The sequence below is a fragment of the Proteus sp. G4380 genome (genome assembly GCF_963885725.1).
GTDB classification, from domain to species: Bacteria; Pseudomonadota; Gammaproteobacteria; order Enterobacterales; family Enterobacteriaceae; genus Proteus; species Proteus mirabilis.
Genome location: NZ_CAWPAV010000203.1, coordinates 1 through 26,005, shown reverse-complemented (window position 1 = coordinate 26,005; position 26,005 = coordinate 1). Strand labels below are relative to the sequence as shown.

At 38.6% G+C, this 26,005-nt stretch carries 23 protein-coding genes; 15 read left to right on the top strand and 8 right to left on the bottom strand.

Annotation, left to right across the window (positions count from 1 at the left end; translation table 11 throughout):
* Positions 1 to 390: 390 nt before the first annotated feature.
* The 5 genes from AACU98_RS17620 to AACU98_RS17600 all read left to right on the top strand — a co-directional run bounded on the left by AACU98_RS17620 (position 391) and on the right by AACU98_RS17600 (position 5,064).
* A complete protein-coding gene (locus AACU98_RS17620) occupies positions 391 to 1,536 on the top strand; it encodes a phosphoribosyltransferase domain-containing protein (protein WP_049212248.1) in 1,146 nt (381 codons plus the stop codon).
* Entirely contained in the window at positions 1,529 to 2,299 is a 771-nt protein-coding gene (locus AACU98_RS17615) for an HAD family hydrolase (protein ID WP_049217433.1), read from the top strand. Before AACU98_RS17620 ends, AACU98_RS17615 begins: the two co-directional genes overlap by 8 nt.
* A gap of 2 nt (positions 2,300 to 2,301) precedes the next feature.
* A complete protein-coding gene (locus AACU98_RS17610) occupies positions 2,302 to 3,378 on the top strand; it encodes a cysteine protease StiP family protein (RefSeq protein WP_049217431.1) in 1,077 nt (358 codons plus the stop codon).
* Positions 3,378 to 4,322, top strand: coding sequence for an HpcH/HpaI aldolase/citrate lyase family protein (locus AACU98_RS17605; protein ID WP_004245614.1), 945 nt, complete (start codon positions 3,378 to 3,380; stop codon positions 4,320 to 4,322). The genes AACU98_RS17610 and AACU98_RS17605 overlap by 1 nt, the downstream gene beginning before the upstream one ends.
* 274 nt (positions 4,323 to 4,596) lie before the next feature.
* Complete coding sequence (locus AACU98_RS17600) at positions 4,597 to 5,064, top strand: hypothetical protein (protein WP_004245615.1); 468 nt, start codon at positions 4,597 to 4,599, stop codon at positions 5,062 to 5,064.
* Positions 5,065 to 5,198: 134 nt separating this feature from the next.
* Here the strand turns inward: AACU98_RS17600 and AACU98_RS17595 are convergent, their stop codons facing one another.
* Together AACU98_RS17595 and AACU98_RS17590 are read right to left on the bottom strand one after the other, a co-directional pair.
* The gene (locus AACU98_RS17595) at positions 5,199 to 5,606 is read right to left on the bottom strand and encodes a TonB family protein (protein WP_004245616.1); all 408 of its coding nucleotides are present in this window, start codon (positions 5,604 to 5,606) and stop codon (positions 5,199 to 5,201) included.
* Between the two features lie 96 nt (positions 5,607 to 5,702).
* Positions 5,703 to 6,416, bottom strand: coding sequence for an NUDIX hydrolase (locus tag AACU98_RS17590; protein WP_161735277.1), 714 nt, complete (start codon positions 6,414 to 6,416; stop codon positions 5,703 to 5,705).
* A gap of 152 nt (positions 6,417 to 6,568) precedes the next feature.
* Between AACU98_RS17590 and AACU98_RS17585 the strand changes: the two genes are divergently transcribed.
* Both AACU98_RS17585 and AACU98_RS17580 read left to right on the top strand, forming a co-directional pair.
* Positions 6,569 to 7,585 carry an SPFH domain-containing protein gene (locus tag AACU98_RS17585; protein ID WP_004245618.1) on the top strand — a complete coding sequence of 339 codons (1,017 nt, stop codon included), beginning with the start codon at positions 6,569 to 6,571 and terminating at the stop codon, positions 7,583 to 7,585.
* 3 nt (positions 7,586 to 7,588) lie between these two features.
* The gene (locus AACU98_RS17580) at positions 7,589 to 8,536 is read left to right on the top strand and encodes a sugar kinase (RefSeq protein ID WP_017628544.1); all 948 of its coding nucleotides are present in this window, start codon (positions 7,589 to 7,591) and stop codon (positions 8,534 to 8,536) included.
* Here the strand turns inward: AACU98_RS17580 and tetR(J) are convergent.
* The gene (gene tetR(J) / locus AACU98_RS17575; protein WP_004249435.1) at positions 8,530 to 9,153 is read right to left on the bottom strand and encodes a tetracycline resistance transcriptional repressor TetR(J); all 624 of its coding nucleotides are present in this window, start codon (positions 9,151 to 9,153) and stop codon (positions 8,530 to 8,532) included. The two genes, AACU98_RS17580 and tetR(J), sit on opposite strands and share 7 nt — an antisense overlap.
* A 90-nt stretch (positions 9,154 to 9,243) precedes the next feature.
* Between tetR(J) and tet(J) the strand changes: the two genes are divergently transcribed.
* Complete coding sequence (gene tet(J), locus AACU98_RS17570) at positions 9,244 to 10,440, top strand: tetracycline efflux MFS transporter Tet(J) (RefSeq protein WP_004245621.1); 1,197 nt, start codon at positions 9,244 to 9,246, stop codon at positions 10,438 to 10,440.
* Between the two features lie 266 nt (positions 10,441 to 10,706).
* On the opposite strand, the gene AACU98_RS17565 is transcribed toward tet(J), so the two are convergent.
* Positions 10,707 to 10,997 carry a phage holin family protein gene (locus AACU98_RS17565; RefSeq protein WP_004249433.1) on the bottom strand — a complete coding sequence of 97 codons (291 nt, stop codon included), beginning with the start codon at positions 10,995 to 10,997 and terminating at the stop codon, positions 10,707 to 10,709.
* Between the two features lie 506 nt (positions 10,998 to 11,503).
* Here AACU98_RS17565 and AACU98_RS17560 point away from each other — a divergent pair.
* The 4 genes from AACU98_RS17560 to dhaM all read left to right on the top strand — a co-directional run bounded on the left by AACU98_RS17560 (position 11,504) and on the right by dhaM (position 15,268).
* The gene (locus AACU98_RS17560) at positions 11,504 to 11,764 is read left to right on the top strand and encodes an ogr/Delta-like zinc finger family protein (RefSeq protein ID WP_004245624.1); all 261 of its coding nucleotides are present in this window, start codon (positions 11,504 to 11,506) and stop codon (positions 11,762 to 11,764) included.
* A 294-nt stretch (positions 11,765 to 12,058) separates the two neighbouring features.
* Positions 12,059 to 13,123: a dihydroxyacetone kinase subunit DhaK gene (gene dhaK / locus AACU98_RS17555; RefSeq protein ID WP_004245625.1), complete on the top strand. Its 1,065-nt coding sequence runs from the start codon at positions 12,059 to 12,061 to the stop codon at positions 13,121 to 13,123.
* A gap of 32 nt (positions 13,124 to 13,155) precedes the next feature.
* On the top strand, positions 13,156 to 13,788 hold the full coding sequence (gene dhaL, locus AACU98_RS17550) for a dihydroxyacetone kinase subunit DhaL (protein ID WP_004249430.1): 633 nt from the start codon (positions 13,156 to 13,158) through the stop codon (positions 13,786 to 13,788).
* 31 nt (positions 13,789 to 13,819) lie between these two features.
* Positions 13,820 to 15,268 (top strand): dihydroxyacetone kinase phosphoryl donor subunit DhaM, encoded by a 1,449-nt coding sequence (gene dhaM, locus AACU98_RS17545; protein WP_004250192.1) that lies wholly within the window; start codon positions 13,820 to 13,822, stop codon positions 15,266 to 15,268.
* Between the two features lie 43 nt (positions 15,269 to 15,311).
* Here dhaM and AACU98_RS17540 read toward each other — a convergent pair whose 3' ends face one another.
* The 3 genes from AACU98_RS17540 to AACU98_RS17530 all read right to left on the bottom strand — a co-directional run bounded on the left by AACU98_RS17540 (position 15,312) and on the right by AACU98_RS17530 (position 20,286).
* Positions 15,312 to 16,589 carry a sigma-54-dependent transcriptional regulator gene (locus tag AACU98_RS17540; protein WP_004245628.1) on the bottom strand — a complete coding sequence of 426 codons (1,278 nt, stop codon included), beginning with the start codon at positions 16,587 to 16,589 and terminating at the stop codon, positions 15,312 to 15,314.
* Positions 16,567 to 18,930 carry an ATP-binding protein gene (locus tag AACU98_RS17535; RefSeq protein WP_273816517.1) on the bottom strand — a complete coding sequence of 788 codons (2,364 nt, stop codon included), beginning with the start codon at positions 18,928 to 18,930 and terminating at the stop codon, positions 16,567 to 16,569. The genes AACU98_RS17540 and AACU98_RS17535 overlap by 23 nt, the downstream gene beginning before the upstream one ends.
* 69 nt (positions 18,931 to 18,999) lie before the next feature.
* Positions 19,000 to 20,286: an ABC transporter substrate-binding protein gene (locus AACU98_RS17530; protein WP_004245630.1), complete on the bottom strand. Its 1,287-nt coding sequence runs from the start codon at positions 20,284 to 20,286 to the stop codon at positions 19,000 to 19,002.
* 312 nt (positions 20,287 to 20,598) lie between these two features.
* Between AACU98_RS17530 and AACU98_RS17525 the strand changes: the two genes are divergently transcribed.
* The 3 genes from AACU98_RS17525 (at position 20,599) to AACU98_RS17515 (ending at position 23,937) form a co-directional block, all read left to right on the top strand.
* Positions 20,599 to 21,936 (top strand): MFS transporter, encoded by a 1,338-nt coding sequence (locus AACU98_RS17525; protein WP_004245631.1) that lies wholly within the window; start codon positions 20,599 to 20,601, stop codon positions 21,934 to 21,936.
* 62 nt (positions 21,937 to 21,998) lie between these two features.
* Complete coding sequence (gene pyk, locus AACU98_RS17520; protein ID WP_087741087.1) at positions 21,999 to 23,450, top strand: pyruvate kinase; 1,452 nt, start codon at positions 21,999 to 22,001, stop codon at positions 23,448 to 23,450.
* 220 nt (positions 23,451 to 23,670) lie between these two features.
* A complete protein-coding gene (locus tag AACU98_RS17515) occupies positions 23,671 to 23,937 on the top strand; it encodes a DksA/TraR family C4-type zinc finger protein (RefSeq protein WP_004250189.1) in 267 nt (88 codons plus the stop codon).
* 86 nt (positions 23,938 to 24,023) lie between these two features.
* On the opposite strand, the gene AACU98_RS17510 is transcribed toward AACU98_RS17515, so the two are convergent.
* Entirely contained in the window at positions 24,024 to 25,760 is a 1,737-nt protein-coding gene (locus tag AACU98_RS17510) for a pyridoxal-dependent decarboxylase (RefSeq protein ID WP_161735273.1), read from the bottom strand.
* Positions 25,761 to 26,005 lie beyond the last annotated feature (245 nt).

The window sequence follows — 26,005 nt, the reverse complement described above, 5'->3', positions numbered from 1 at the left end:
TTAACTCCCTTCAAAGGTAGAATGAAACAACAATATCACTTGCATATAAATACAAATTATAAATCATCATATCATGATGAAGTAGTTCGGCAAGTCTATTTTTATCAACTTACTTCAATAGATTGTAAACATATTGAAATAAAAGAAATTTTTATAGACAAACACAATTAAAACTTAAGTTAAAAACAAAAAATACCGCATTAACCTAATTATTTTAAATTAAAGTAAAATAGATCACATTATGATTGACATGATTAAATAGAAACTTCATGATGAGGAAACAGGTTTTAGCTTAAACATTCACAGTATGTGACGTTATGTTCAACACGGCTTAGCTTATACCCAGATAAATGCACTTAAAAAACTAATTAGTACGGATAATAAAGAATAATGAATAGTTTGATTGGCTCTTCTGTTTATCGTCGCCAACTCACTTGTGGCACATTAAGCGTAACGCCAAATTGCTCATTAGAACATCTTGATGAACTTTTTGATATTGCGGAAAGACGCAACCCTAAGCGCGCTTTTTTGTTTGTCAGTAAAGTATTAGGGCGCCATATTCCTGTTTCACCGAAGAAAATGCGTGAAACTTATCAACAAATGGCCAAACAATTTCCTCAATCACTCGAAGGCCCTATTCTTTTTATTGGTATGGCAGAAACTGCGGTCGGTTTAGGTGCGGGGATTTTTGATGAAGTAAGAGATCGCTATCCTCAAGCGCTCTATCTTACTTCAACGCGCCATCCTATTGCTGATAGTGAATTATTCTGTAAATTTAAAGAAAATCACAGTCATGCAACTGATCACCTACTTTATTTGCCTCATAACCTAGAACAACGCCAATGGATCCAGCAAGCGAAAACCATTGTGTTAATTGATGATGAAGCAACCACAGGTAATACCTTTCTTAACTTGCTGTCTGCATTACGTGAAGAAGGTAAGTTAACACAAATTAAGCAGATTATTGCTGTCACATTAACCGATTGGAGTGGTGATGCTCTGCAAAAGCGTTCACCATTACCCATAACAACCTTCTCTTTAGTGCAGGGAAAATGGCAATGGCAAGCCAATCCCGATGCACCATTACCTGTTATGCCAAATGTCAATATTACTGCTTCAGGACAGGTTGCTATCACAGGGAAACAAAGCTGGGGACGCTTAGGCATGACAACCCCTGCTAATGATCTTGGCCTATTTATTCATGTTTCTGAGGGTGAAAAAATATTGGTTTTAGGCTCTGGTGAATTTGTCTGGGAACCCTTTTTATTAGCAGAACGCTTAGAAAAACAAGGGGCTATTGTAAAATATAGCTCGACGACTCGCTCACCTATTGCCACTAATTTTGCTATCCAATCAGCGATAACTTTTACTGACAATTACGGATTAGGCATTCCTAACTTTGTCTATAACGTGGCTCATCAGCAATTTGATCGCATTCTGCTTTGTTGTGAAACCCCTGCCGAAAGTATTGATAGTCAACTTATTAAGGCTCTCTATAAAGTTGCCCCTATTGTTGAAGTAATTAGCTATGACTAACCCTGTTATTTTAGCCGATCTTGACGATACCTTATTTCAAACTCGTCGCAAAATGGTGGATGAGTTAGCGCTTGCACCCTATAAAACTGGTGCGTTGGATAGAAGTTTAGCGCCACGTAGCTTTATGACTCAAGAGCAAGCTATGCTGGTTGATTGGATGCTAGAACATGCTGATTTAATTCCAGTCACAGCACGTGGAACGGAAGAAATGAGCCGTGTCACTATTCCTTTTCATTCATGGGCTATTACCACACACGGTGCTGTTATCTTAACCCCAGAAAAAGTCGCAGATGAACAATGGCAACACCATATCACACAAAGCTTAACACCTTATAAGCAACCTTTACTTAGGTTACAGCAATCTATTACCCAATTAATGGCTGAACGTAATATTGATGGTTGGGCGAGAATTAACTATGAATATGATGATTTACCCATTTATTTAGTGATGAAGCATAACGATAGCGCTCGATTAGATGAGCTATATGCTATCGGTGATGAGATAGAAAAAATATTCTCAACCAAAGGTTTTTATATTCATCGTAACAGTAACAATATTGCTTGGTTACCTGAGCCAATTGAAAAAGGTAAAGCCGTCACTTATTTGCTTAATAAATTAAAAGCAGAACGTGGCGTTTTTCCTGTAATTGGTTTCGGCGATAGCCTAAGTGATCATCGCTTTATGAAATTATGCAATTGGTATGCTATCCCCCGCCAAAGCCAATTCGCGAATGCGATCAACACAAAAATTTTTGGAGAATAAACATGATGGATCATCAGCCTTTTTCAGGCTCTTATCTACTGGGTGATGTTGATTTTTTACTGCAACCCGTCAAGATTGAAATGACACCTGTTGAGTTAAAAGAAGAACTTATACAGTCTGGTAAACGTCACTATTCTGATATGTTAAGCCAAGAGCCAGAACCCACAACCTGGCATCTTGAACTGTTTGAAAAAGCACTGGCTGCTGGCGCAACACGTTTAGCAACACAAGTAATTATGCTAGCAAAATCACTTATTGCGCATTTTGGTGACACCCCTATTATTCTGACAAGTCTTGTGCGTGCGGGTGTTCCACTTGGCGTGATGTTACAACAGACCTTGCGCAAAATGGGAAAAACGTCTTATCACTATGGTATTAGCATTATTCGTGATAGGGGTATTGATAACGAAGCGCTTTCATGGATTGAGCAACGCCATGGGACAGAAGGTATTGTATTTGTTGATGGGTGGACAGGAAAAGGCGCTATCACAAATGAGTTAATTCGTTCATTGGCGGGACGTGAAGGTTTTCCTGCACAACCCCATCTTGTCGTCCTTGCTGATCCTTGTGGTTGCGCTTGGTTAAGTGCCAGTGATGAAGATTGGCTAATCCCTTTTGGGATTATGGGAGCGCCCGTTTCAGGATTAATTTCACGTTCAATTTGGACAGAGCAAGGCTTCCATGGTTTTGTCGATTGCCAACATTTAAAACAATATGAATGTAGTCGCTATCTTGTTGATACTGTGGGAAAAATAGTTGACGCCTTAATAGATAACGATATTCCACTCGCCACATTTAAACATCAACCGTCAGACTTAAAAAAACTGAGCGAAAATGTCGTTAGTTTACTTGCCAACAAATATGACATTTCAAATATCAATCGTATAAAACCCGGTATTGCTGAAGCAACTCGCGCCGTTTTACGCCGTGTACCTGAGCATATTCTGGTAAAAGAAATTGCAGATCCTGATGTTGCATTACTGATTTATCTTGCTAAACAAAAAAATATTACTGTAACCGAGGCAGATAAAGCATTAGGACAATATCGTGCCGTTACTATCATTAAAAAGGTGCAATAATGATTGAACGATTATCCCCTTGGAATTTAGGGGCAACGCTGTATATGCCCGCAACACGAACCGATATCGCCGCAACAATTATTGATCAAAAAATTGATGGATTACGTTCATTAATTATTTGTTTAGAAGATGCCGTCAGTGATACTGATATTCCACAAGCATTACAAAATCTAGCAACATTATTAACCACATTATCAGACTATAAAAAGCATCATGATTGTACTGAATGGCCGTTGCTATTTATACGCCCCCGCCATACAGAAATGGCGCAATGGCTGGTTGAGCATGTAGATTTAACCGTGATTGACGGCTTAGTATTACCTAAATTTACCCAAGCTTCATTACCCCTTTGGTGGCGTATCATCAAACCCACCCATTTATGTATGATGCCAACATTGGAAACAGAAGAAGTGTTCGACGTTCTTCAAATGACCTCACTGGCAGACTTGCTACTAGCCCACCCTTGCCATAAGAGAATTATTGCCTTACGTATCGGTGGAAATGATTTAATGAATGTTATTTCTCTTAGACGTAATCGCCATTTAACACTCTATGATGGACCTATGGGATACGTGATAAAAATGTTGGTTGCTGTATTTGGTGCTCGTCAGTTTGCGCTTACCGCTCCTGTTTGTGAGCATATTGATGATCAACAAATTATGGATAGAGAATTAGCCCTCGATATTGCCAATGGTTTAGTGGGTAAAACCGCTATTCATCCCAAGCAGATAGACAAAATAGAACAGGCATTAATGGTATCTCAGTCTGACCATTCCGATGCGTTGCGCATCTTAAATTCAACACAAGCCGTATTTAAATCTCATGGTGCCATGTGTGAACCGGCAACACATCGCCGTTGGGCATTAAGTATTTTAACTAGAGCAAAACTGTATGGCATTATTCCCAATTCAAAAAATAGTGTTCAACGATTTAATACACCATAAGTTTAAATATTCGTTTTTATATTTACTATAAGCATTTTTTTATTTATTAATATTTTAAACTTAGTCTCTAGTTGAAGAATAATATCTTTAACTAGAACTTCTATTTATAAAACTTTAACATATTATTTAACAATATTTTTATTTCGGTTGTTATTTTATAAAATCTTTAATATTTGACATTATTTCAGATATACTTGTAGAAAAATAATACAGACACAATAAAAGCTGGGTCTAATTTCTTAACACACAATTGACAGATACGTGGTAACCAAACATGCAATTGAGCTCTCGCCAAATCAGAGTTTTTAAGCTGGCTATACTTTTAAGTACAGGGAAAAAAGTCCCCACGATTAAGATTATTTCTGCTCTTGAATGCTCGGAGCCAACGCTCACCCGTGTTTTAAAAGAAATAAGAGAGTCTTATAGTGCTGAAATTAAGTACAGTAAATCATCCAGATCGTATCAAATGACTGAACGAGGTCAGCTTGATAATAAAACATTACGTCGTATGCGAGAGGCATTATCTTCGAATGAAGAACTACAACATAGTGGCACAACGAGTCGTGTTTATTTAGATAAAGATAAGAAAAAATCAGTATCACTATCTTTAAAAATGTCAGCACTACGAAAAATAGATAAACTTTCGTTTTTAAGAAGTACAACCCGAAGTCAGACGGTTGAGTTTCTTGTTGATAATTATGTAGAACATTTAATTCAAGTTGCTCTCCAAGATAAAAAATAAATAGGGTAATTATATGAAATAACTTGGTATTTAATATCGAGTTATTTCATTGATATTTTTCAATAATCCTGTACGGATAATTGTCATTCCCCCTAATGGTAAAATAATGTTTATACATTATTTATTTTATTCATTTAATGTGATTGATTAAATCCGTTATGTTTCACATTTTCTAATCTGAATTGTATAACCACTTTTAAATCTTTAGCCGGTTTACCTGATTCGTATCGCCAATGCTTCATCGCCAGTGAAACAGAAGGAGCAAATATCGCTGCAATAGGATCATCTGATATCCTAATATTTTGTACGTTACCATTTTTATCCACATCAAACCTAACCTCTACATCGCCTTCAATATTAGCGGTTTTAGCTCCTGTAGGATAATAAGGAAATTGTCGTGATACTATTTTCGGTTTTTCGACAGAAACTACAGTAGCTTCTTTTTGCATATCCAAAGGTATCGTTTTTATTGCATGAGCAACAAACCCAATTAATAAAAGAATACCGCCAAATACCCCCAAAAGAATAAATTTTATTTTCATAATTGTTATCAGAGTAATTTTTAAGACATTAATAATTCTAATGATAATTTGCTAACTTAAAAAGAGTATAGCGATTTTAAAAAAATACTCTACATATTAAAATTCAAGATTACGAATAAAACGATAATCCGCAGACGACTTCTTAAGTCGATAGAGACTAGCAGGGCGTCCCTTCTCAGCACGTTTTTCTCCGGTATCAATTAATAAGTCGGCTTGTTCAATCCGTCGTCTAAAAGATTTTTTCTGGATCTCTTTACCTATCAATATCTCATGCACATGCTGCAATTCAGGCAAAGTAAACACTTCAGGTAACGCAAATCCTGGCACAATAGAATAAAGCGATTTTTGCTTTAATCGCTCTCTCGCTTGCGCAATCAGTTCATTATGATCAAATGCCAGATTTTTCTGTGCTACTTCATCAATAGGTAACCACATCACATGATCCACACTATCAATATGCGCTTTACATGCTTGGTGAGCAATTAACGCCGTGTAACATACAGTAACAGACCAACCTCTTACATCGCGCTGATTATTTCCCACTGAGCAGAGTTGTTCAATGTACGGCGGGATCACCCCTGTTTTCTCTTTTAATTTTCTAAGCACAGTATCTTCTAGGCAGCTGTCTTGTGTTTCATCAACAAAGCCACCAGGTAATCCCCATTTTCCTTTTTCAGGATGATTAGCTCTTTCCACCAAGAGCACTTTTAACTGCCCTTCATGGTAAGTGAATAGTACTGAATCAACAGTAATAAGCGGCGATAAAAAATCACGGCGATTGTAATTTGCTAAAAAATTTTGTTCGTTCATGGTCTGCACTTTGTAAAAAGATAATGAGTTTATTTTAATGTTAAACACATGAAAATCAAATTTTGTCATAAAGACACTAAATGACTTGACACCAATAGTGTCCATAAGACAATATATAGTTAATGTCATAAAGACACTAACTGGAGAAGACTATGTTTAACTTAAATTATTTCAAAGCAGACTCATCAACATTTATTATTAAATCGGTCAACGGGAAAGTGCGCCAACAAGGTAAAGGCTTAAGTTTTTGGTATAATTCGGCGACAACATCTATTGCAGCACTGCCGTTAAATGCACAAGAAGCCCCTTTTATCTTTAACTTCCAAACTGCTGATTTTCAGGCACTACGTATTCAAGGACAAATTTCATTCCAAGTCACATCACCTGAAAAAGCCGCTGAAGTCCTCAACTTTAATTTAAGTAAGAATGGCAAATCTTACGCCAGTGAAGATCCCCTAAAGCTCAACGATCGCGTGGTGCGTATTGCTCAAACCCTGATCCAAGCCAAGATCCAAAGTACCCCTTTACGAGAAGCACTACAACTTAGCCAATCCTTGGTTACTTTAGTGATGAAACAACTTACTGAACACCCTTCATTAGAGGCCTTAGGTATTACTATTTTAGATGTTTCTATTGCGGCCATCTCACCCTCTCCCGAAACGCTTAAAGCATTAGAAGCTGAGGCGCGGGAATCCTTACTCAAAGAGGCTGATGATGCAATTTATGCACGTCGTAAATTCTCAGTAGAGCAAGAGCGCACCATTAAAGAAGCTGAATTAGAAACAGACTTATCTATACAGCGTAAACGACAAGAAATTGAAGAAGCTCGTTTAGAAAATGAACGTACCCTATTACGTGAACAAGCCGAAATAGAAAAAGAGCGTCTTGAAGCCAAAGTCAATGCCGAAGCAAAACGTAAAGAATTAGTCGCGTTAAGTGCGGAAAATCAACGCATACAATCTGATGCTGATGCTTATGCTATTGAAGCAACTATGCGAGCTTACCGTGAGTTGCCCGTTGAAAATCTCAAAGCAATGGCTCTAGCAAAAATGGACTCACAACAATTAATGGCAATGGCATTTGAAACTTTAGCGCTTAATTCAGGAAAAATTGGTGAATTAAATATCACTCCTGATTTATTTAGCCAATTTATGAAAAAAAGAGGATAACCTATGAAAAATAATACCGATTTTCGTTTCATATTAGTGATGCGAAAAAGTCGCCTACAAGAATTAATTGAGCGTTTTAACACTTGGTCACAAGCCAAATTCTATTTAGAACATAACCATGTTGAGGTAACAGATTATCTTAATGAACATAATCTCTATCAAAAACAACTCACAGAAGCTGAGCTTATTTTAAAATCATTTGGACGTTTTCAGCTCTTGGAAAGAGGATTATTGCCTAGTTATCAATTTTCCTCTCATGATATTGTAGTGGTAATAGGTCAAGATGGCCTCGTCGCTAATACTCTGAAATATCTTAATCAACAACCCGTTATTGCCATCAATCCAGATCCTTCAAGATGGGATGGTAAGCTCTTGCCCTTTGAAATAGGGCAATTGAAAGAGATTATAATTAATACAATAAATCACAAAATGCCTTTTAATTCGGTCACTTTTGCACAAGCAAAAACCAATGATGGTCAATCACTGTTAGCGGTTAATGACTTATTTATTGGCCCTAAAAGCCACACTTCCGCACGTTATATCTTACAATGGGGAGACTCTCAAGAAGTGCAATCCTCATCAGGCATTATTGTATCAACGGGACTTGGCTCTACAGGGTGGTTTCAATCTATTCTTGCTGGAGCCATGGCCATCACCGGAAAAGCATCACACCCTCTTTTACAAGGGTTTAGCTGGAGTGATAAAAAATTACAATTTAGTGTAAGAGAGCCATTTCCTAGTAGAACAACAGGCACCGCTTTAACTTTTGGCACGATTGAGCCGGACTCTCCATTGCAATTAGGATCTTTAATGCCCGAAAATGGTGTTATTTTCTCAGACGGCATTGAAGAGGATTATTTACATTTTAATGCTGGCTGTATTGTGCAAATCAATATCGCAGATAGACAAGGGCAACTCATCGCCCCTAAGGGGCGTCAGCCTATTCAATGATGATTATTTAGCACTGTTTCTAGCCCTGAAATCATCACATCGAGCACAAAAAGGAATGCAGCTTCACCATTATCACTATCCATAATATCAATAGCTTGTGTTAATAATGGTGGGTAATTTATCTCTGTTTTTGGCACTTTTTCTCGCTCTTTTTGGCTCTCTTGATGTTCTTGGGTTTCAAGCACTGAACCAAGTGTAAAATGCGCGATGGAACTTAATGCATAAACAGCTTGCGTTAACGTAAAGCCAGCATCGCACAAAAATTGCAATTGTTGCTCTGATGTCTCAAATTGATTGGCTGATGGTCGTGTGCCTGCATGGATCTTTCCACCATCACGATACATTAATAGCGCCTGACGAAAACTTTTTGCGTTATTACGCAAAAAATCCTGCCAACTTTCATTCGCTAATGGCAAAACATGATGATGATGCTTTTGTAAAATAGTCTCAGCTAAAGCATCTAATAACGCACGTTTATTCTTTACATGCCAATAAAGTGTCGGTTGCTCTACCCCTAGTTTTTGCGCCAACTTACGTGTTGTTAACCCTTCCATACCGACTTCATTTAATAAAATCAATGCGTTATCAATAACCTGTTCTTTATCTAATTTTGCCATTTGCGTCCTCATAATAAAATATTCTTGACAATCTATCACTGATAGAGATATTTTTCACCTCTCTATCAGTGATAGATTTTTAGGATACTTATGAATAAATCAATTATTATCATACTGCTTGTCACAGTATTAGATGCCATTGGTATTGGCCTTATCATGCCAGTACTACCAACACTATTAAACGAGTTTGTGAGCGAAAACAGACTCGCCAATCATTACGGTATATTATTAGCACTCTATGCGACGATGCAGGTGATCTTCGCACCTATTTTAGGAAAATTATCAGATAAATATGGCAGAAAACCTATTTTATTATTTTCGCTATTGGGTGCGGCATTAGATTACCTATTAATGGCTTGCTCTACCTCATTATGGATGCTCTACATTGGACGCATTATTGCGGGTATAACAGGAGCCACTGGTGCAGTATGCGCATCAGCAATGACTGATGTTACTCATCCTCATGAAAGAACACGTTATTTCGGTTTTTTGGGTGGTGCATTTGGTGTGGGTTTAATTATTGGCCCCATGTTAGGGGGATTACTGGGTGAGATCAGCGCCCATACGCCATTTATCTTTGCGGCTATTTCTCATTCGTTATTATTTATATTTTCATTACTTTGTTTCCAAGAAACTCAAACCACAAAAATATCGACTGAAATATCCGCATTAAATCAGGATACAGCGCCTCACTCTGCCACTGGTTTTATTAAAAAGAGTCTCTGTTTTTGGCTTATTGCCTATTTTATTATTCAACTAATAGGGCAAATTCCGGCCACTATTTGGGTGCTATTCACACAAGTGCGTTTCGCTTGGCACACTACTGAAGTAGGTTTATCTCTTGCATTTCTTGGTGTATTACATATTTTTTTTCAAGCGGTTCTCGCAGGAAAACTGGCGCAAAAATGGGGAGAACGCAACACGGTTATCATTAGCATGTCTATTGATGCATTTGGTTGCTTATTATTAGCCTGGATAAGCCATGTTTGGGTTATGCTCCCCGCTTTAATCTGTTTAGCTGCGGGAGGAATGGGACAACCTGCTTTACAAGGATATTTATCAAAATCTGTTGATCATCATGTTCAAGGACAATTACAAGGAACGTTAGTAAGTCTAACGAATATAACTGGGATTGTCGGCCCGTTACTCTTCTCTTTTATTTATAGTTACAGCGTTGAATATTGGGATGGCTTATTGTGGTTTATTGGTGCAATGCTTTACAGTGGGTTACTTGTAGCCAGTTATTTTAAACAGAAATCACCAATATTAAAAAAATTTCCCTCATAACATACTTGTCATTAAACAGGTTGAAGATCAAGACTGGCTTCCTTGCAGACTTGATCTTCATTTATCGTGATAAACGTTCCTTGTCTCCACGTCGCGCAGTCTCGATACTCATCTTGAGCAACCCAATTTACGCTACTTGCAATCCATACCAATCAATAGCGCTATTGGATATCACTTAATTCCCTATGATGCGAAACCACACAAATATCATAAAATACAAATATAACGCTCAACTTATTGATTATTGATAATTAATCATTGGTCACTTAGTTTTTCTTCCGTGAAAATAGCTCATTTCCTTTTTTCCTTAGCCAAATTTCGACAAGTTGATAACCGGCGATCCCCAGGGCAGAGCCGATCCCCATAACCGCAATAGGATGAATACCCGGCCATAAAATCAACAGAGCACCTGCCACAACAGAAACCGCTGATCCTAGGATGATCCTGCCAATAAATAGTCGTAATGTGATAACTTCATTAGCAACTAGCATCTTCCCTAATGCAATAAAAGCGCCAACAACTACCAATGATACTAGTGTGTGATCATATTCATCCATGAATATACCTCGCATTCGCTTACAGTATTTAGCCGTAAAAAGAACCCTCACCTCCTAGTATCAATCAGATAATCTGTATGGAATATGCAAGATCCTTTTGCTCAAGGATAAATACAACGTCCTTTTGTACTATCCTTGCCCACTTCCTTGTTAATTTGTAATAGGTTATCCATTACCTATTTTTCTCCACATATTAGTCATTACAACAAATTAAATAATATTTAAATTCAATACGTTGCATCTCCACATGTAGGTTTAACGTGAAATCATTATCTATAAATTTTGTATTTTATACTAGTAACTTTGTTCGGCTATTGTCGGTTAATGGTGTTTAACCGAGGTTAACCGAATTATTTTTAGTTAAATAAACAAATAAACTTGTTTTTAATGATAAAAATCAGTTAACAACAAATTAAAATACAAAAAAACAATAATATTACTGGTGATTGTACAAACTTAGGCTAATATAGAAGGTGGTGATAGATTGATAATCAAGAGAAAATACCATGCGTGTTTTAACAATTTACTGTCCTGAATGTGGTGAAAAAGCGATGATAAAGAAAAGTAATCGCAAGCATAAAGAGTTAACAGATCTTTACTGTGCCTGCCGTGATCCGCTTTGTGGGCATACCTTTGTGCTAAATCTTACCTTTAGTCATACTCTAAGTCCCAGCGCCAAAAAACAAGATGCCCTTTTATTAGCAATGATAAAAAATCTCTCGCCACAGCAACGAGAAAAAGCCTTAACCTTGTTACAAGAGATATAACGCTTTTTTACTTACTCTATTTTGCCTTGATTTTATGATCCTGCTCCCATTCTGGCAGGTAAATAAGTTAACTGGTTCTTATATAACCATAAATGATGTAGATTTAATTTAATCCAACAGAAACATTCTTATATCGCTTATTAAAGCAACATAGCAATTCAACAACCACAGAACGCGGTTTTGATTAAAAAAGCCATAAAATGAGTCATTCCTTTAATCAGAATTTGTCGAAATCTTATGTAACAGCATTCTGTTACATAAAATTTCAATACAAGTTTCAAATGGAGTATATAGATGAAAAAGCTTATTAATCGTGTTGATGATGTTTTATCAGAACAACTGCAAGGTTTTGCTAAAGCCCACCCTGAAATCAATCTCCATCCCTCTTCTTTTTATGTCACCCGTCATGATGCCCCCGTAAAAGGTAAAGTAGCCCTTTTATCTGGAGGTGGCAGTGGACATGAGCCAATGCATGCCGGTTTTGTTGGAAAAGGCATGCTTGATGGGGCATGTCCTGGTGAGATCTTTACCTCACCAACCCCAGATAAAATGTACGATTGCGCAAAAGCAATTGATAGCGGTGAAGGTGTATTAATGATCGTTAAAAACTACACCGGTGACGTACTCAATTTTGAAACTGCGACAGAACTACTACATGATGAAGGTGTAAAAATTGCTACAGTATTAGTTGATGATGATGTTGCGGTTAAAGATAGTCTGTATACCGCCGGTCGTCGTGGTGTAGCGAATACCGTATTAATGGAAAAATTGCTAGGTGCGGCGGCTGAGCGTGGCGATACACTCGATGATTTGGTTAAGCTAGGTCATCAAATTAATAATAATGGTTTTTCTATTGGTATTGCACTACAGGCTTGCACCGTACCTGCTGCAGGAAAACCCTCTTTTACTCTCCCTGAAAATGAAATGGAATTTGGCGTTGGGATCCACGGAGAGCCAGGAATAGACCGTCGCCCATTTACTTCATTAAATGATACCGTTGATGCAATGTTTAATACTCTAATTGAAAATGGTCACTATCAGCGCACCATTCGCAGTTGGGATCGAGTCAATGGTGATTGGATTGAAGAGACACAAGAAAAACAGCCACTAAAATCAGGCGATCGTGTTATAGCCCTAGTCAATAATCTTGGCGCCACTCCCCTTTCTGAATTATATGGTGTTTATCATCGCCTTGCCCTGTGCTGTGAAAACTTTGGTCTTAACATCGAACGTTCGTTAATTGGCTCTTATTGTACCTCGCTCGATATGTCGGGGATCTCAATTACCTTATTAAAAGTAGATGACGCGCTACTTACTTTGTGGGATGCACCCGTTGCTACACCTGCGATGACAAAATAAGTTTTCCTATAACGATAACTAAGGATCAGAAAATGGTATTAACTCATCATCAAATTATTCTTTGGCTACAACAATGCGCTCAACTTTTTGAACAAAACAGTGACTATCTCACCGATCTTGACCGTGAAATTGGCGATGCTGACCACGGCTTAAATATGAATAGAGGCTTCAAAAAGGTAGCGGAGAAATTACCTGAATTTGCCGATAAAGATATTGGTTTTATCCTTAAAAATACCGGTATGACATTACTGTCTAATATTGGTGGTGCCAGCGGTCCTCTTTTTGGCACCTTCTTTATTCGTGCCGCTAAGCCCACCGCATCATTACAAAGTCTCGATGTAAATCAACTTTATGAAATGACTAAAGAAGGTGTTGATGGCATTGTCAGTCGCGGTAAAGCACAACCAAATGATAAAACTATGTGTGATGTTTGGTGGCCTGTGGTTGATAGTTTAAAGCATGCGAATGACCAAAGTTTATCTATAGAAGATGCTATTGATAATGCACTGAAAGTTGCAGAAAAAGCGGCGGAGGAAACTATTCCTATGCAAGCGAAAAAAGGCCGTGCCAGTTATCTTGGTGAGCGCAGTATAGGACATAAAGATCCCGGCAGTGCCTCTGTGGTATTGATCCTCCAAGCGCTGTCTAATGCTATCCACGCATAATCATTCACAATATAATCAAGAGAGGTCTGCCATGATTAATATCGTGATTGTTTCTCATAGTAAACATCTTGCTGAGGGTATTGAGGCGTTGGCGAATCAAATGCTTAACCCAACGCATTGCCGATTAGCCATTGCCGCAGGTGTTGATGATGAAGCGCACCCTATTGGTACTGACGCTGTTAAAATTATGACGGCGATTGAATCGCTCGCCGAAGCTGATGCCATTATTGTTATGATGGATTTAGGTAGTGCCATACTCAGTACAGAGACAGCAATTGAACTGCTTGATACAGAATTAGCGCAAAAAGTGACACTATGCTCAGCTCCGCTGGTAGAAGGAACATTAGCCGCTGTTGTCGCAGCGTCATCCGGAGCTAGCTTAGAAAAGGTTCTCGAAGAAGCCAACCATGCACTAACCCCTAAAAAGATGCAATTGGGTGAAAACATGGGTGGCTCAGAGCCAAATGATGTCACGCCTTCTATTCAAATGCACGGCAAAGAAGCTCATTGGGTGGTAAAAAATCCTCATGGTTTACACGTTAGACCTGCAGCGACACTGGTTGAGCTACTGTCAAAATTTCGTGCTGACTATCAATTAATTAAGGGAGATAGACGCATTAATCCCCTTAGTTTAAATCAACTTTCTCTTATTCAAATTCGCCAAGGTGATGAAATAACCTTAATTGCTTCAGGGGAACAAGAAAATGAGGCTATTGATGCCTTTTTAGCACTGGCTAAACAAGGTTTTGGCGAAGCATTACCGGATGAACTCACGGAGCAAAGTTTAACCGGTACTCTCGTACCCGCTTCCCCCATCAAGGGACCGGCTTTTATTTGGCATGAGCTAGAATTAGCTCCTATTGAAAATTTATCTGCACCACTCGATAGCACAATACAAATTGAGCAATTTAATCAAGCGATAAAAGATACACTCAATGATTTGAAGCACTATGCTGAAAAAGCCAATCACACATTAGGTGAACAAATAGGCGCTATTTTTAACGGCCATATCATGATGCTGGATGATGAAGAATTACTCACCAATGTTATCGATCGTATTAAAACAGATAACGTTAGCGCTCAGCAGAGTTGGACGAATGAAATGAAAGAACGTATCCAACTCTACCGTACTCTCAGTGATCCTTATTTGAGAGCACGGGAGTTAGATCTTCGTGATCTGCGCAATCAAGTTCTTTACCATTTACAACAGAAAACGCCTCCTAAATTTACCCCATCACAACCCTCTATTTTAGTGGCTAAAGAGTTATTCCCCTCGACATTAATTCAGTTTGATGCGACTCAATTATTAGCCATTACCTTAGCTGAAGGGGATAGTTGTTCTCACAGTGCCATTATCGCCACGCAGATGGGGCTACCTATGTTAGTTCATTTAGGTGATGGATTATTAAAAATAAAAGAAGCACAAGAATTAACCCTTGATCTCAAGAGTAGTGAATTAATTATTGGATCAATAAATTAATGTGCTAATGCAATAAGCGCCAAATGGCGCTTATTGATAACTATCAAACCTTAGGTTTATAACTCTCTTTATCCAGTTCATGCTTTTTCATGCGTAAATAGAGTTTTTTACGTGGGATACCTAAATAATCAGCCACATCGCTCACACGACCAGCAAATAAATAGAGTGCATCTTCAATTAAGCGACGCTCATAATCATCAACTAAGTTATCTAAAGGCCCTTCAGGGGGGATAATGGCACGATGTTGCTCACTATCAACCATTTTCACAATACCAACAGCATAGAGTTCAGCGACATTCCGTAGCTCACGAATGTTTCCAGGCCAATCATAACGTTTTAATATATCGAGATAATTACGATCAATTTTTGGTACGGCGATCCCAAGCCGCTGAGCACTTTGCCGTAAAAAGGCTCTAAATAGAGGAATAATATCCGGGCGTCTTGCGCTTAATGGCGGCAAAGAAAAAGTTATTTGCGAAAAGTAGTAATAGAACTCAGGTATCAATCGCCCTTCAGTGACTAATTGCTGGGTATTATTTTCTAAAATCGCGATCGTTCTAAATTGGCGCTTACCCTGCCTTTCCATATCTAATAGGTAAGCACTTAACCAACGTTGTGCACCAGAAGGTAAATCATAAGGGGAGCGTAAAATAAGTGTGCCGACTTCCTCTTGCTCTATTTGAGCAATCAGTGGCTTAATATCTACTAAATTTTGACAATCTACCGTAGTCACCGCTTTATCGCTGTGAGGACTTAATTCATGTAATAACTGAGCGAGTAGATGTCGCCCTGTCCCCATCTCACCTTCAATCATTAAGTCTTTATCAATATCAGCAATTTGCTGTACTTGCTGTCTAATGGCGGTAATTTGTGCACTATCGCCAACTAAACGCTCTTGAGTGGTGGTGATCATCGTTTTTCTAAGTGAAAGAAGTGATTTTCGCTCTTTATGCGCTTTAGCAACTAACTCTAAAAATAGCGGTGGATTAATGGGCTTTTCAATAAAATCATAAGCGCCTTTTTTAACGGCCTCTACAGCAAGGGGTATATCACCGTGGCCGGTGATCATAATCACCGGAATACGAGGATCAATTTGTTGAATACGCGCTAAGACTTCCATGCCATTCATCGCAGGCATGTAAATATCTAACACTACCGCACCTTCATATTCTGGTGTCAGCAGACTCAATGCTTTTTCTGGCGAATCAGTCACTCTGGCAACCATTCCGGCAAGATTAAGCAAATGACGATAAGATTCGAGAATATCCTCATCATCATCAATTAATAGTACATCAATATCAGACAGCAGTGACTGTGTCATGAGTAAACTCCAAAACAACCATCGCACCGCAATTTAATGCCGATGCTAAGTAAATTTCATAACCAAACCGTTGCATAATAGAACGGCAAATCGATAGCCCTAACCCTAGCCCAACATCTTTGGTGGTGGTAAAAGGGGTGAATAATTTTGGTAAAACATCAGCATTAAATCCTTTGCCACTATCGGTAATGCCCACTCGTTGATATTTCGCTTCATCCGATAATAGGTCGACGCTGATCTGACTTTCGCCCATTCCTGCGACCGCATCCATTGCATTAACAAACAGGTTAACTAAGACCTGCTCTATTTGTGTTGGATCGGCACAAATATTCAGTTCACTGGGGATATTATTGATAATGGTGCACTGCTCTCGTTTAGAGCGCGATTCCACTAATACCATGGCACTTTCCACCAGCCCCTGTAACGGCGCTGAAACATAACTGACTTCAGATGAGGATTTTTTAGAAAAATTACGTAATGCCGTAATGATCCTATTCATACGAGCACATAATTTTTCAATACGCTCAATGGGATCAGGAAGTTGGTCATATTTCTCCATCTGTAGTGTTAATTTAACGCTATATAAGTAGGTATTAATGGCTGAAAGCGGTTGATTTAATTCATGTGCAAGACTGGTCATTGCTTGTCCTACTACAGCCATTTTGGCCGCTTGCACTAACTCTTCTTGTGTCTGAATTAAGTGTTTTTGTGCTTGTTCACGACGCACAATTTCTTCATTTAATTGTTGGTTCTTTTCTTGTAAATCTTGGGTTTTTAATGCCACAAGATGTTTTAATTCTAATCGACTTAATTCTTGGCGAGTAATATCCGTGATCGTCACAATATATTTATGCTCGTCTTTATGAGGATATTCGCGAATATTAAATTGCAGAAAATGAGGCTTTCCTTGTTTTACCATGCTCACAATAGACTCACTTTGCCCAAACAAATAAAGCGGACTTGTGGGACTAAACTGCGCTCTTAATATCGTATTGGCTTCACCACTAAATAATAACCATAATGGTTTATTGCTCTGTTCATGACCAATACCTAATAAAGTAGCAGCACTGGGATTGACGGTTTCCATACGTCCATCATGATGACAAGTAATTAAACTGGCATCGGTATTATTAATCAGATTCAGGGCATTCGTGGCTTCAACTTCTTTCATTTGACGCCAAAAGCGCCGCAAACGGCGACTTAATAATCCAATTTCATCTTGCCCTTCAATTAATACAGGCTCTGTTAAATGACCTTTAGCAACATGGGCGAGATCATCACTCAACTTATTTAATCTAGCAATCAGTCGCCTATCTATTAAGATTTTCATGACAATAATGCTGAGCAATAGTGAAGCAACGACAATTAAGATAATGACAATTTTTCCCGTTGCCATCAGTTGTCGCGTATTATCATTGAGCTTATTCAATGCTTCACTGGTGGCAAGCACATTACTTCTTACTGCATTATCAAACTGAGATAATTTTTCATTTAATTTAGGGGTAAGTGCTTTAAGTTTTTTTTCGGTTTCGACATCATCAATCAATGTTTGATAGATATCACCGTCAAAACGAGTGATCGCAATAATTTCTTGCAATACTTGGCGATGAGCAATGGTAGAAGGATAGCTTTTTAATTTTTGATTTAAAGCGATAATTTCATCAATTTTGACACTTATATAGTGAAATGCGACATCAATATCACGGCTATAGCGTTGATGTGCAATTTCTTCCACTAAGCTAATTAATTCATTTTCTGTAGTGAATAACTCTTGAAGTAACGTTGATTCTAAAAGCAGTTGTAAGCTATTTTCCTGTACATTTTTTTCATTAAGCATTTGGCTGACATGCCACTCAATTTCATTAAGTAGAGGCTTAATATCTTCACCTACCGCATCATGCATCCAAGCCAATTGACCTAAAAGCTGTGCTAACCTATTTTCGAGTTCACGACGTTTATCTAATAAAATATCTTGCTGCTCAATTAAGTTTGATAAGTCATCCACTAATTGATTATAAAAAGTGCGTTGTGATTGTTGCTCAATCGGAAACTCGCGCAGATTATCTAATAGTTGATAAATTTGCTGTTTTTGTTGTTCTGAAACTGATTTACGTTGTGTTTGCTCACGCTCTTTTAATAGCATCTGTAAATTAGTGCTGTAACGCTCCATATTATAGCTGGTGGTTAACATAGGTAAGGAGTCACCAACAGACGCATTGATTTGAGTGGCTAATTTTCCCCACATAAAAAATATCACCCCACCAATCAATAAAGTGAGTAACGAACTAAAGATAAACGCCAAATAAAGGCGTCTACCGAGTTTGCCCGATTGCTTAGGCATTAATATCTGCATCCATCATACCTTTCAAAAAAACAGTATTTTCAACTGTATATCTGAACCACAAGGCGGTTAGGGAGATTTAGTTTCTTTCAATAAAACTAATGCTTGTTCAAGTTTTTCCGCTTCTAATGTACGCCATTGGTACAATACGGCTAACGCTTGATCTGAATATTCCCGCTGATCGGCTTCTTTCATAAATAAGGCTTGTAATGTCGGTGAATTAGCTTCTTTTTCGCTAATTAGTACTGAACTGGCTATTTTTCGGGCTTGATTGGTTGCTGCGATCCGTTCTGGTGATCGATTTTGTTGTTTTTCTGCCTCGTGGATCTCATTCCAAACTTGGCGCATTAATGGAAAATTATGGGTGATCATTTGATCAAAAAGAACATTGACCACTTCGCTACGGCGATAAGCTTCATTACTGTTTAAAATAAACTCAGTATTATTAGCAAGCTCATCATTATTACGTAAAATTTCTTTGCTGAGGGGGATCTTCGCCATATCACTTTTATAGATAATCTCTTGTCCTTCATCCGATAAAAGAAAGGCGATAAATTTGGCCGCAGTATCTCTTTTACTGCTTTCAGCCACAATAGCGACATAAGCAGGTAAAATAATTGATTTATCAAAATAACTAAAATCAACAAAATCAAAGCGTTTTTGGTGGTTAAAAGCGTAATTATCAATAATAGGCCCCGCCCCCACAATACCTCTGGCAATAGCGTCACTCACTCGTGAACTACGTGCCGATATCGAAGAAAGGTTACCACTGGTTTCTAGTAAAATTTGCCATCCGCGCTCCCAACCATATTCTTGCAGCACATTTTCAACCATCAGTTGCATCGTGCCAGAGTTGGCTGGTGTCGTCATAGTTAAGTGCCCTTGGTAAATCGGATCACTTAAATCAATCCAACTTTTAGGTGCCGGAATACCTAACTTTTGCAAGTATTGTCTGTTACTCATGATCCCAATACCTGAATAACCCACCGTGGTTATTTTGTCATTTAAGATATCACTATGACGAGTTAGCCATTTTGGTGTTTCATAGTTAATCGGTAAGCGCGCGAGTAGTCCTTCTCTATCTAAATGATGAAAAAAATTAGCCGAAGAGGACATCACTATATCAACAGGTTGCGTAGGATACTGCTTCATCATCCGTGTAGCGATCGCAACACGCCGATAAACCACTTGTACCTTAGTTTCAGGATAACGAGCACTAAAAGCTTCGGTAAGTGGTCGCATGGGTGTATCTGAAAGTGTCGTCAGTATAACCAATGGCTGCTCATCACTTTTTGCTGGAGTGATAAACAGCCAACTAAATAATAGTATGAGGCTAAAGATTATTTTTATTCTCATGACATACCCCTGATTTTGTGTTGAATAAACCTAAAAATGTGTTGAGCATCAACTTTCTGATATTTAGCAATATTTATTATTTTCAGTGAATGAGTCCTTAATGACCCATTTTCGATGATGATACGACGATATATTCACTCATTTTTAGTCCAACACCTAATAGCAATGTTACAAATTTGACTCACCGATTCAGCAGAATGTGTCAGCTCTGACTCAAATTAGCGCTTTTGCCCTCTGATGGCCTAAATGAATAGCATCTGCCCTGAAAAACAAAATCAGCTTCAGGCATGAATAATATTCGGAGTCATCTCTATGTTAAGTTTCTTTAAAACCAGAAAGGATCTGCCGCTAATCGAAGCGTCCAATGAAAAGATCCGCTCAATATATAAAAAATATCAGTGGCAGGTTTTTCTTGGGCTAGTACTAGGTTATGCCATGTTCTATGTGGTACGTATGGCACTTGGTGTCGTTAAAAAGCCGATGCTAGATGCCGGTATTGTGACCACTGCAGAACTGGGTTTAATGGGGTCGGCGTTCTTCTTTACCTATGCCTTTGGTAAGTTTTCCAATGGCTTCTTGTCGGATTATGCCAATATTGGCCGCTTTATGTCCATCTCGCTGATTGCGTCCTCTTTTGTTTGTATCTTTATGGGAATGTCGACTGCGAGCCTATTCTTCATCTTATTGTGGGGAATTAATGGTTGGTTCCAATCGGTAGGATCTGCCCCTTCTTGTGTGTCTATTTTCCAATGGTTTTCTCCGAAACAGCGCGGTACAGTCTATTCTATCTGGGGTGGCTCACGTAATATCGGTGAAGCAATCACTTGGATATTAACTGCGACCATAGTGAGTTTCTTTGGCTGGCGTGCCGGTTTTATCGGTGCAGGTATCGCGGGTATTGCAGCAGGTATCATCTTACTGATGATCTTAAAAGATCGTCCTCGTACTTATGGTCTACCTGATCCTGCCAGTGCGTATGGTGAAGAGTCAGAAGCCGTTAAATCAAGTGATCCAAAAGAAACTCGCCGTGCTCAATTATTTGTCCTAAAACAACCTACCGTATGGATCATCGCTGCAGCTTGCGCTGCCATGTATATTTCACGCTACGCAATCAGTTCATGGGCGGTGCTTTATCTACAAGGCTCAAAAGGCTATTCACTGATTGATGCTGGCTTTGCTATGTCAACTTACCCTATTGCCGGCTTCTTTGGCGCCATCTTAGCCGGTATGGCCTCTGACAAACTATTTAATGCTAATCGTCATATCCCAACACTTATTTATGGTATCGCCAATATTGCCGGTTTCGCCCTCATGTTCTGGGGACCACAAAGCCGTGTTATGGATGCCATTGCATTAAGTATGATTGGTTTTGCTATGGGCGGACTGGTGGTGTTCTTGGCGGGCTTAACGGCTTGCGATCTGATGCCAAAAAACGCAGTAGGTGCAGTAAAAGGCTTTATCGGACTTTTTGCTTATATTGCCGCATCTGCTCAAGAGCTTGTTTCTGCCTCGCTGATCAAAGTCACGCAAGTCGGTGATATCACTCACTATGATTTCACAACGGTACAGTATTTCTGGATTGGTTCTGCCATCGTGTCCATGATCTTAGCTACGCTGGTCTGGAATGCGAAAAAAGTCACCATGGATTAATAAATTAAGTTGTTATCAAGGGATACTTTTCAGTATCCCTCTTTAAAAAAGAGAATGTCACTATGCGTAAGACAAAAATTGTTGCGACTCTTGGCCCTGCTAGTTGCTCAGAACAGATGATTGAAAAACTGATTTTAGCTGGCGCTAATGTATTTCGTTTAAATTTTTCACATGGTACTCGCGAACAGCATCAGTCCACAGCCGCAACTATCCGTCAGGTCGCAAAAAAACATCGTGTATTTATCGGCATTTTAGCTGATCTGCAAGGCCCTAAGATCCGTATAGCGAGTTTTAAAAATAATGCTATTCAATTAACACAAGGGGATAGTTTTATCCTCAATGCAGATTTAGACAGCACACAAGGCGATGAACAACAAGTGGGGTTAGATTACCCACAACTTGTACAAGAAGTCACACCAGGGAATATTCTGTTACTTGACGACGGTAATATCCAATTAAAAGTCCGTGCAGTAAATAATAATAATATTGAGACAGTGGTCACTGTCGGTGGAAAATTATCTAACCGTAAGGGAATTAATTTACTCGGCGGCGGTTTATCCGCACCAGCCTTAACGGACAAAGATAAGCAAGACATACACACAGCAGCCGCTATTCAAGCAGATTATATAGCCGTTTCTTTCCCTCGTAACGGTGCTGATATTGAATATGCCCGTCGTTTAATTGTTGCTGCTGGCAGTCAGGCAAAAATTGTTGCCAAAGTAGAGCGTGCAGAAGTCGTTTCATGTCAAGCCAATATGGATGACATTATTAAAGCATCGGATGTCATTATGGTAGCGCGAGGGGACTTAGCGGTTGAAATTGGCGATGCCAGTCTCCCTGGTGCACAAAAACAGTTAATTGCTCGTTGTCGTGCTCTAGGTTGCCCGGTTATTACAGCCACCCAAATGATGGAGTCCATGATTGAAAATCCCATGCCTACCCGCGCGGAGGTGATGGATATCGCTAATGCAGTAGGTGATGGCACAGATGCGGTGATGCTTTCTGCAGAAACAGCCGCAGGTAAATATCCTGAAGAAGCCGTTCGTGCAATGGCTCGTGTTGCAGAAGGTGCAGAGCGCTCTTTTGCCGCCAATGCCGAAAACCCATGGCAATCCCCTTCTTACTATTCACAAACAGGCCGTTGGATTGCTTTAGCGGCGACCACAGCAGCTTTTCATAATGATAAACATCTGAGCGTTGCTGCTTTAACTGACAATGGTCAATCAGTCACGCTTCTATCGCGCTTTATGCCAAATAACAATATCTATGCATTAACAGATAACCCCGCACTTGCTGGTCAGTTGACTGTATTACGTGGTGTAACGCCTGTCACTTATCAACGTCAAAATAATAATGATGGTGATGAAAACATCATGCAAAAACTGCAAACAGAAGGATTATTAACAGATATTCACTCACTCTTAATCACCCGTTTATCGACCTTTGAAAAAACCGGTGAAAGTGACTGTTGTCATCTGGTTCCGGTAAAACAAGTTACAACAGCTTTAACTTAATTGTCTGTTATCAAATAGCTTATGAGAGAGGCAACCTGAAGAGGCCAATAACAAGAAAAACAGTATAGCCAATTATTTTAGCCACATGGAACGTGGCTATTTTTCTTTTTAATGCACCTAACCATCATTATCTATTAAAAAATAGTGCTCCTAGCTGTTGTTTTTTTCGACAGCATCCCAATATTAATTCCTATATTCACTGTATTAATAGGAGAATATGATGGCAAGTGGATGGGCAAATGATAGTGCTGTTCAAGAACAAATTGATGCCACTATTGATGATGCCATTGCAAGAGCGCGTAACCAAATGACTCAGGGAGAAAGTGCTGAGTTTTGTGATGAGTGTGGTGAAGCAATTCCATTAGCTCGGCAAAAAGCGATTCGAGGGGTTCGCTATTGTATTAACTGCCAAGAAACGATAGATAAAAAATATAATACCTTTAGTGGCTATAATCGCCGTGGTAGTAAAGATAGCCAACTCAGATAATGAGCACACTTCTTATACAAAAAACTGTACCTTATGTAAGCTTACTCAATCAAGGTACAGTTTATTTTATTCAATCAACTCACGAGTTAAATCTTGCTAACTTTCTTAGCACTTAAACTATGGCTCATTTCAGTGATTATCTTTAAGAAATTATCAATATGGGAACGTTCCGTATTCGGGTTCATAAAGACAGCTTTTTCCCCCGGAATATAAACATAGCGATTATTTTTTGCATACTTAGAGCAAGCAATAGAATCAACCCAGTTGGTAAATAATCCCTTTTTACCCCGTTGTAAGAATAATTTTCTATGCCATTGTGCATTATGAACCATAAAGTCATAGGCTTCTTTATCTGTCGCACAGGTTGATTCTAGATCAAAGGCAACATTAGGATCAGAGACTAAGTTTGGATCATATAATTTAAACCCAACACTTGGGCCTTGGTTTTGAGGCACTATGACTTTGGCATTCCCCATAGCAAGTAATTGATGGCGCATATAGTTCGCGTTTTGTAGGCAATGGGCAATGATGGTTTGATAGCCTTCAATCCCCATATAATGCATTGCAGAATAAGCCCCAAAAATACCAACCCCACTACGTGTACATTCAATAGTTGATTGTAAATGGGTTTGACCTTCTAATTCATGTTCAAAGTAAGTGAAGTTTTCCGGATCATTTTCAAGGGCAACAAAGTCATTACCATTTTTCACTAACACTAAACTTGAGGTATAAGGTACATATCCCCACTTATGGAAATCGATAGTAATTGAATCAGCATATTTTAGATGTTTAAATTTCGCCACATTTTGGCGTAAACCTTCTAAAGTAATATCGTTGATAGCCAGAGGGTTGCTATTAAAATCATAATCTAAGAAGAAAATAATTGGCCAACCTACTGCTGCATCGACGTGAATATGTGGTTTAACCGCGATTTCAAATTCTTCACACAGACGATCTCTTAATTCGCAAACGCCTTTAACATCATCAACACCAAAGGTGTCCGTCGTCCCTGTCGTCAGCATAATAGTTGGTACTTTACACTTAACAGTAAAACAAGCTCTTAATTCACGCTCTAAGTGTTCTAAATTAATCGTATTATCTTCGGACACCTTAATGCGGATAGTCTTGTTATTAACATCAACCCCTAATAGCGCCAAGTTGGTCATATTAGAATAATGACCCCCTTGAGAGTTAATAATACGATAATCCTGATCGGCTGCCATGCCTAAATGTTTAGAATTAGGCATTGATTTACGTAAACCAAATAGATAACCATATAAGTTACACATGATGCCACCCTGGGTGAAAACCCCAGAGGCAACTTCGGGATCGTACCCTACTAATTTAGCTACTTTTTTAATGGTGACTTTTTCTAAAACATCAGCAACACCAGAGTATTCACAATAAACCATATTAGGATTGCCCATTAATCCTAATATTGAGCCATAAACACCCGGATCGCTTGGCATCGCAATGACATTCTCAACCGCTAATGGATTTTCCCAGTTTTTGCATAACGTCGACACTAACATGAGTAACTCGTTAGGATCATTCTCTGGGTAATTAATATGTTGCTGGATCTGCCCATCAGCCATTAAACGGTCAAATAACGCCTGCCCATTCTCATAACGCTGTAATTGATCCTTATCATTCGTCATGGTCTTTCTAAACTGTGTAATAGACTGAATGGTTTTATCCTGAAATATCGGCCAATACTGCGGATCACGGCTGAAAAAGTGAGCAATAACATCACGGTACTTCTTCTCAAATTCAGCATTTAGAATGTTAGCAGAAGATAAACCCAACAAATCTTGACTTTTCACTATATTCTCCAAATAAAAACCGACAATAGCTTAAATAAACTGAATAGCAATACTATACATTTTCTTATTAAAATAGTTAGTGATCTATATATAACAGTTGTTATTTAAATAGTTAACTAATAATTTATTTTATTTAAAATATATCAATAAGATAGGGATAAATGGCAAGCTATATTGACAGTCATTGCACTCCTACCCTTGCTTTTATGTGACTGACATCACAATAAAAATAGTCTCACTATTAG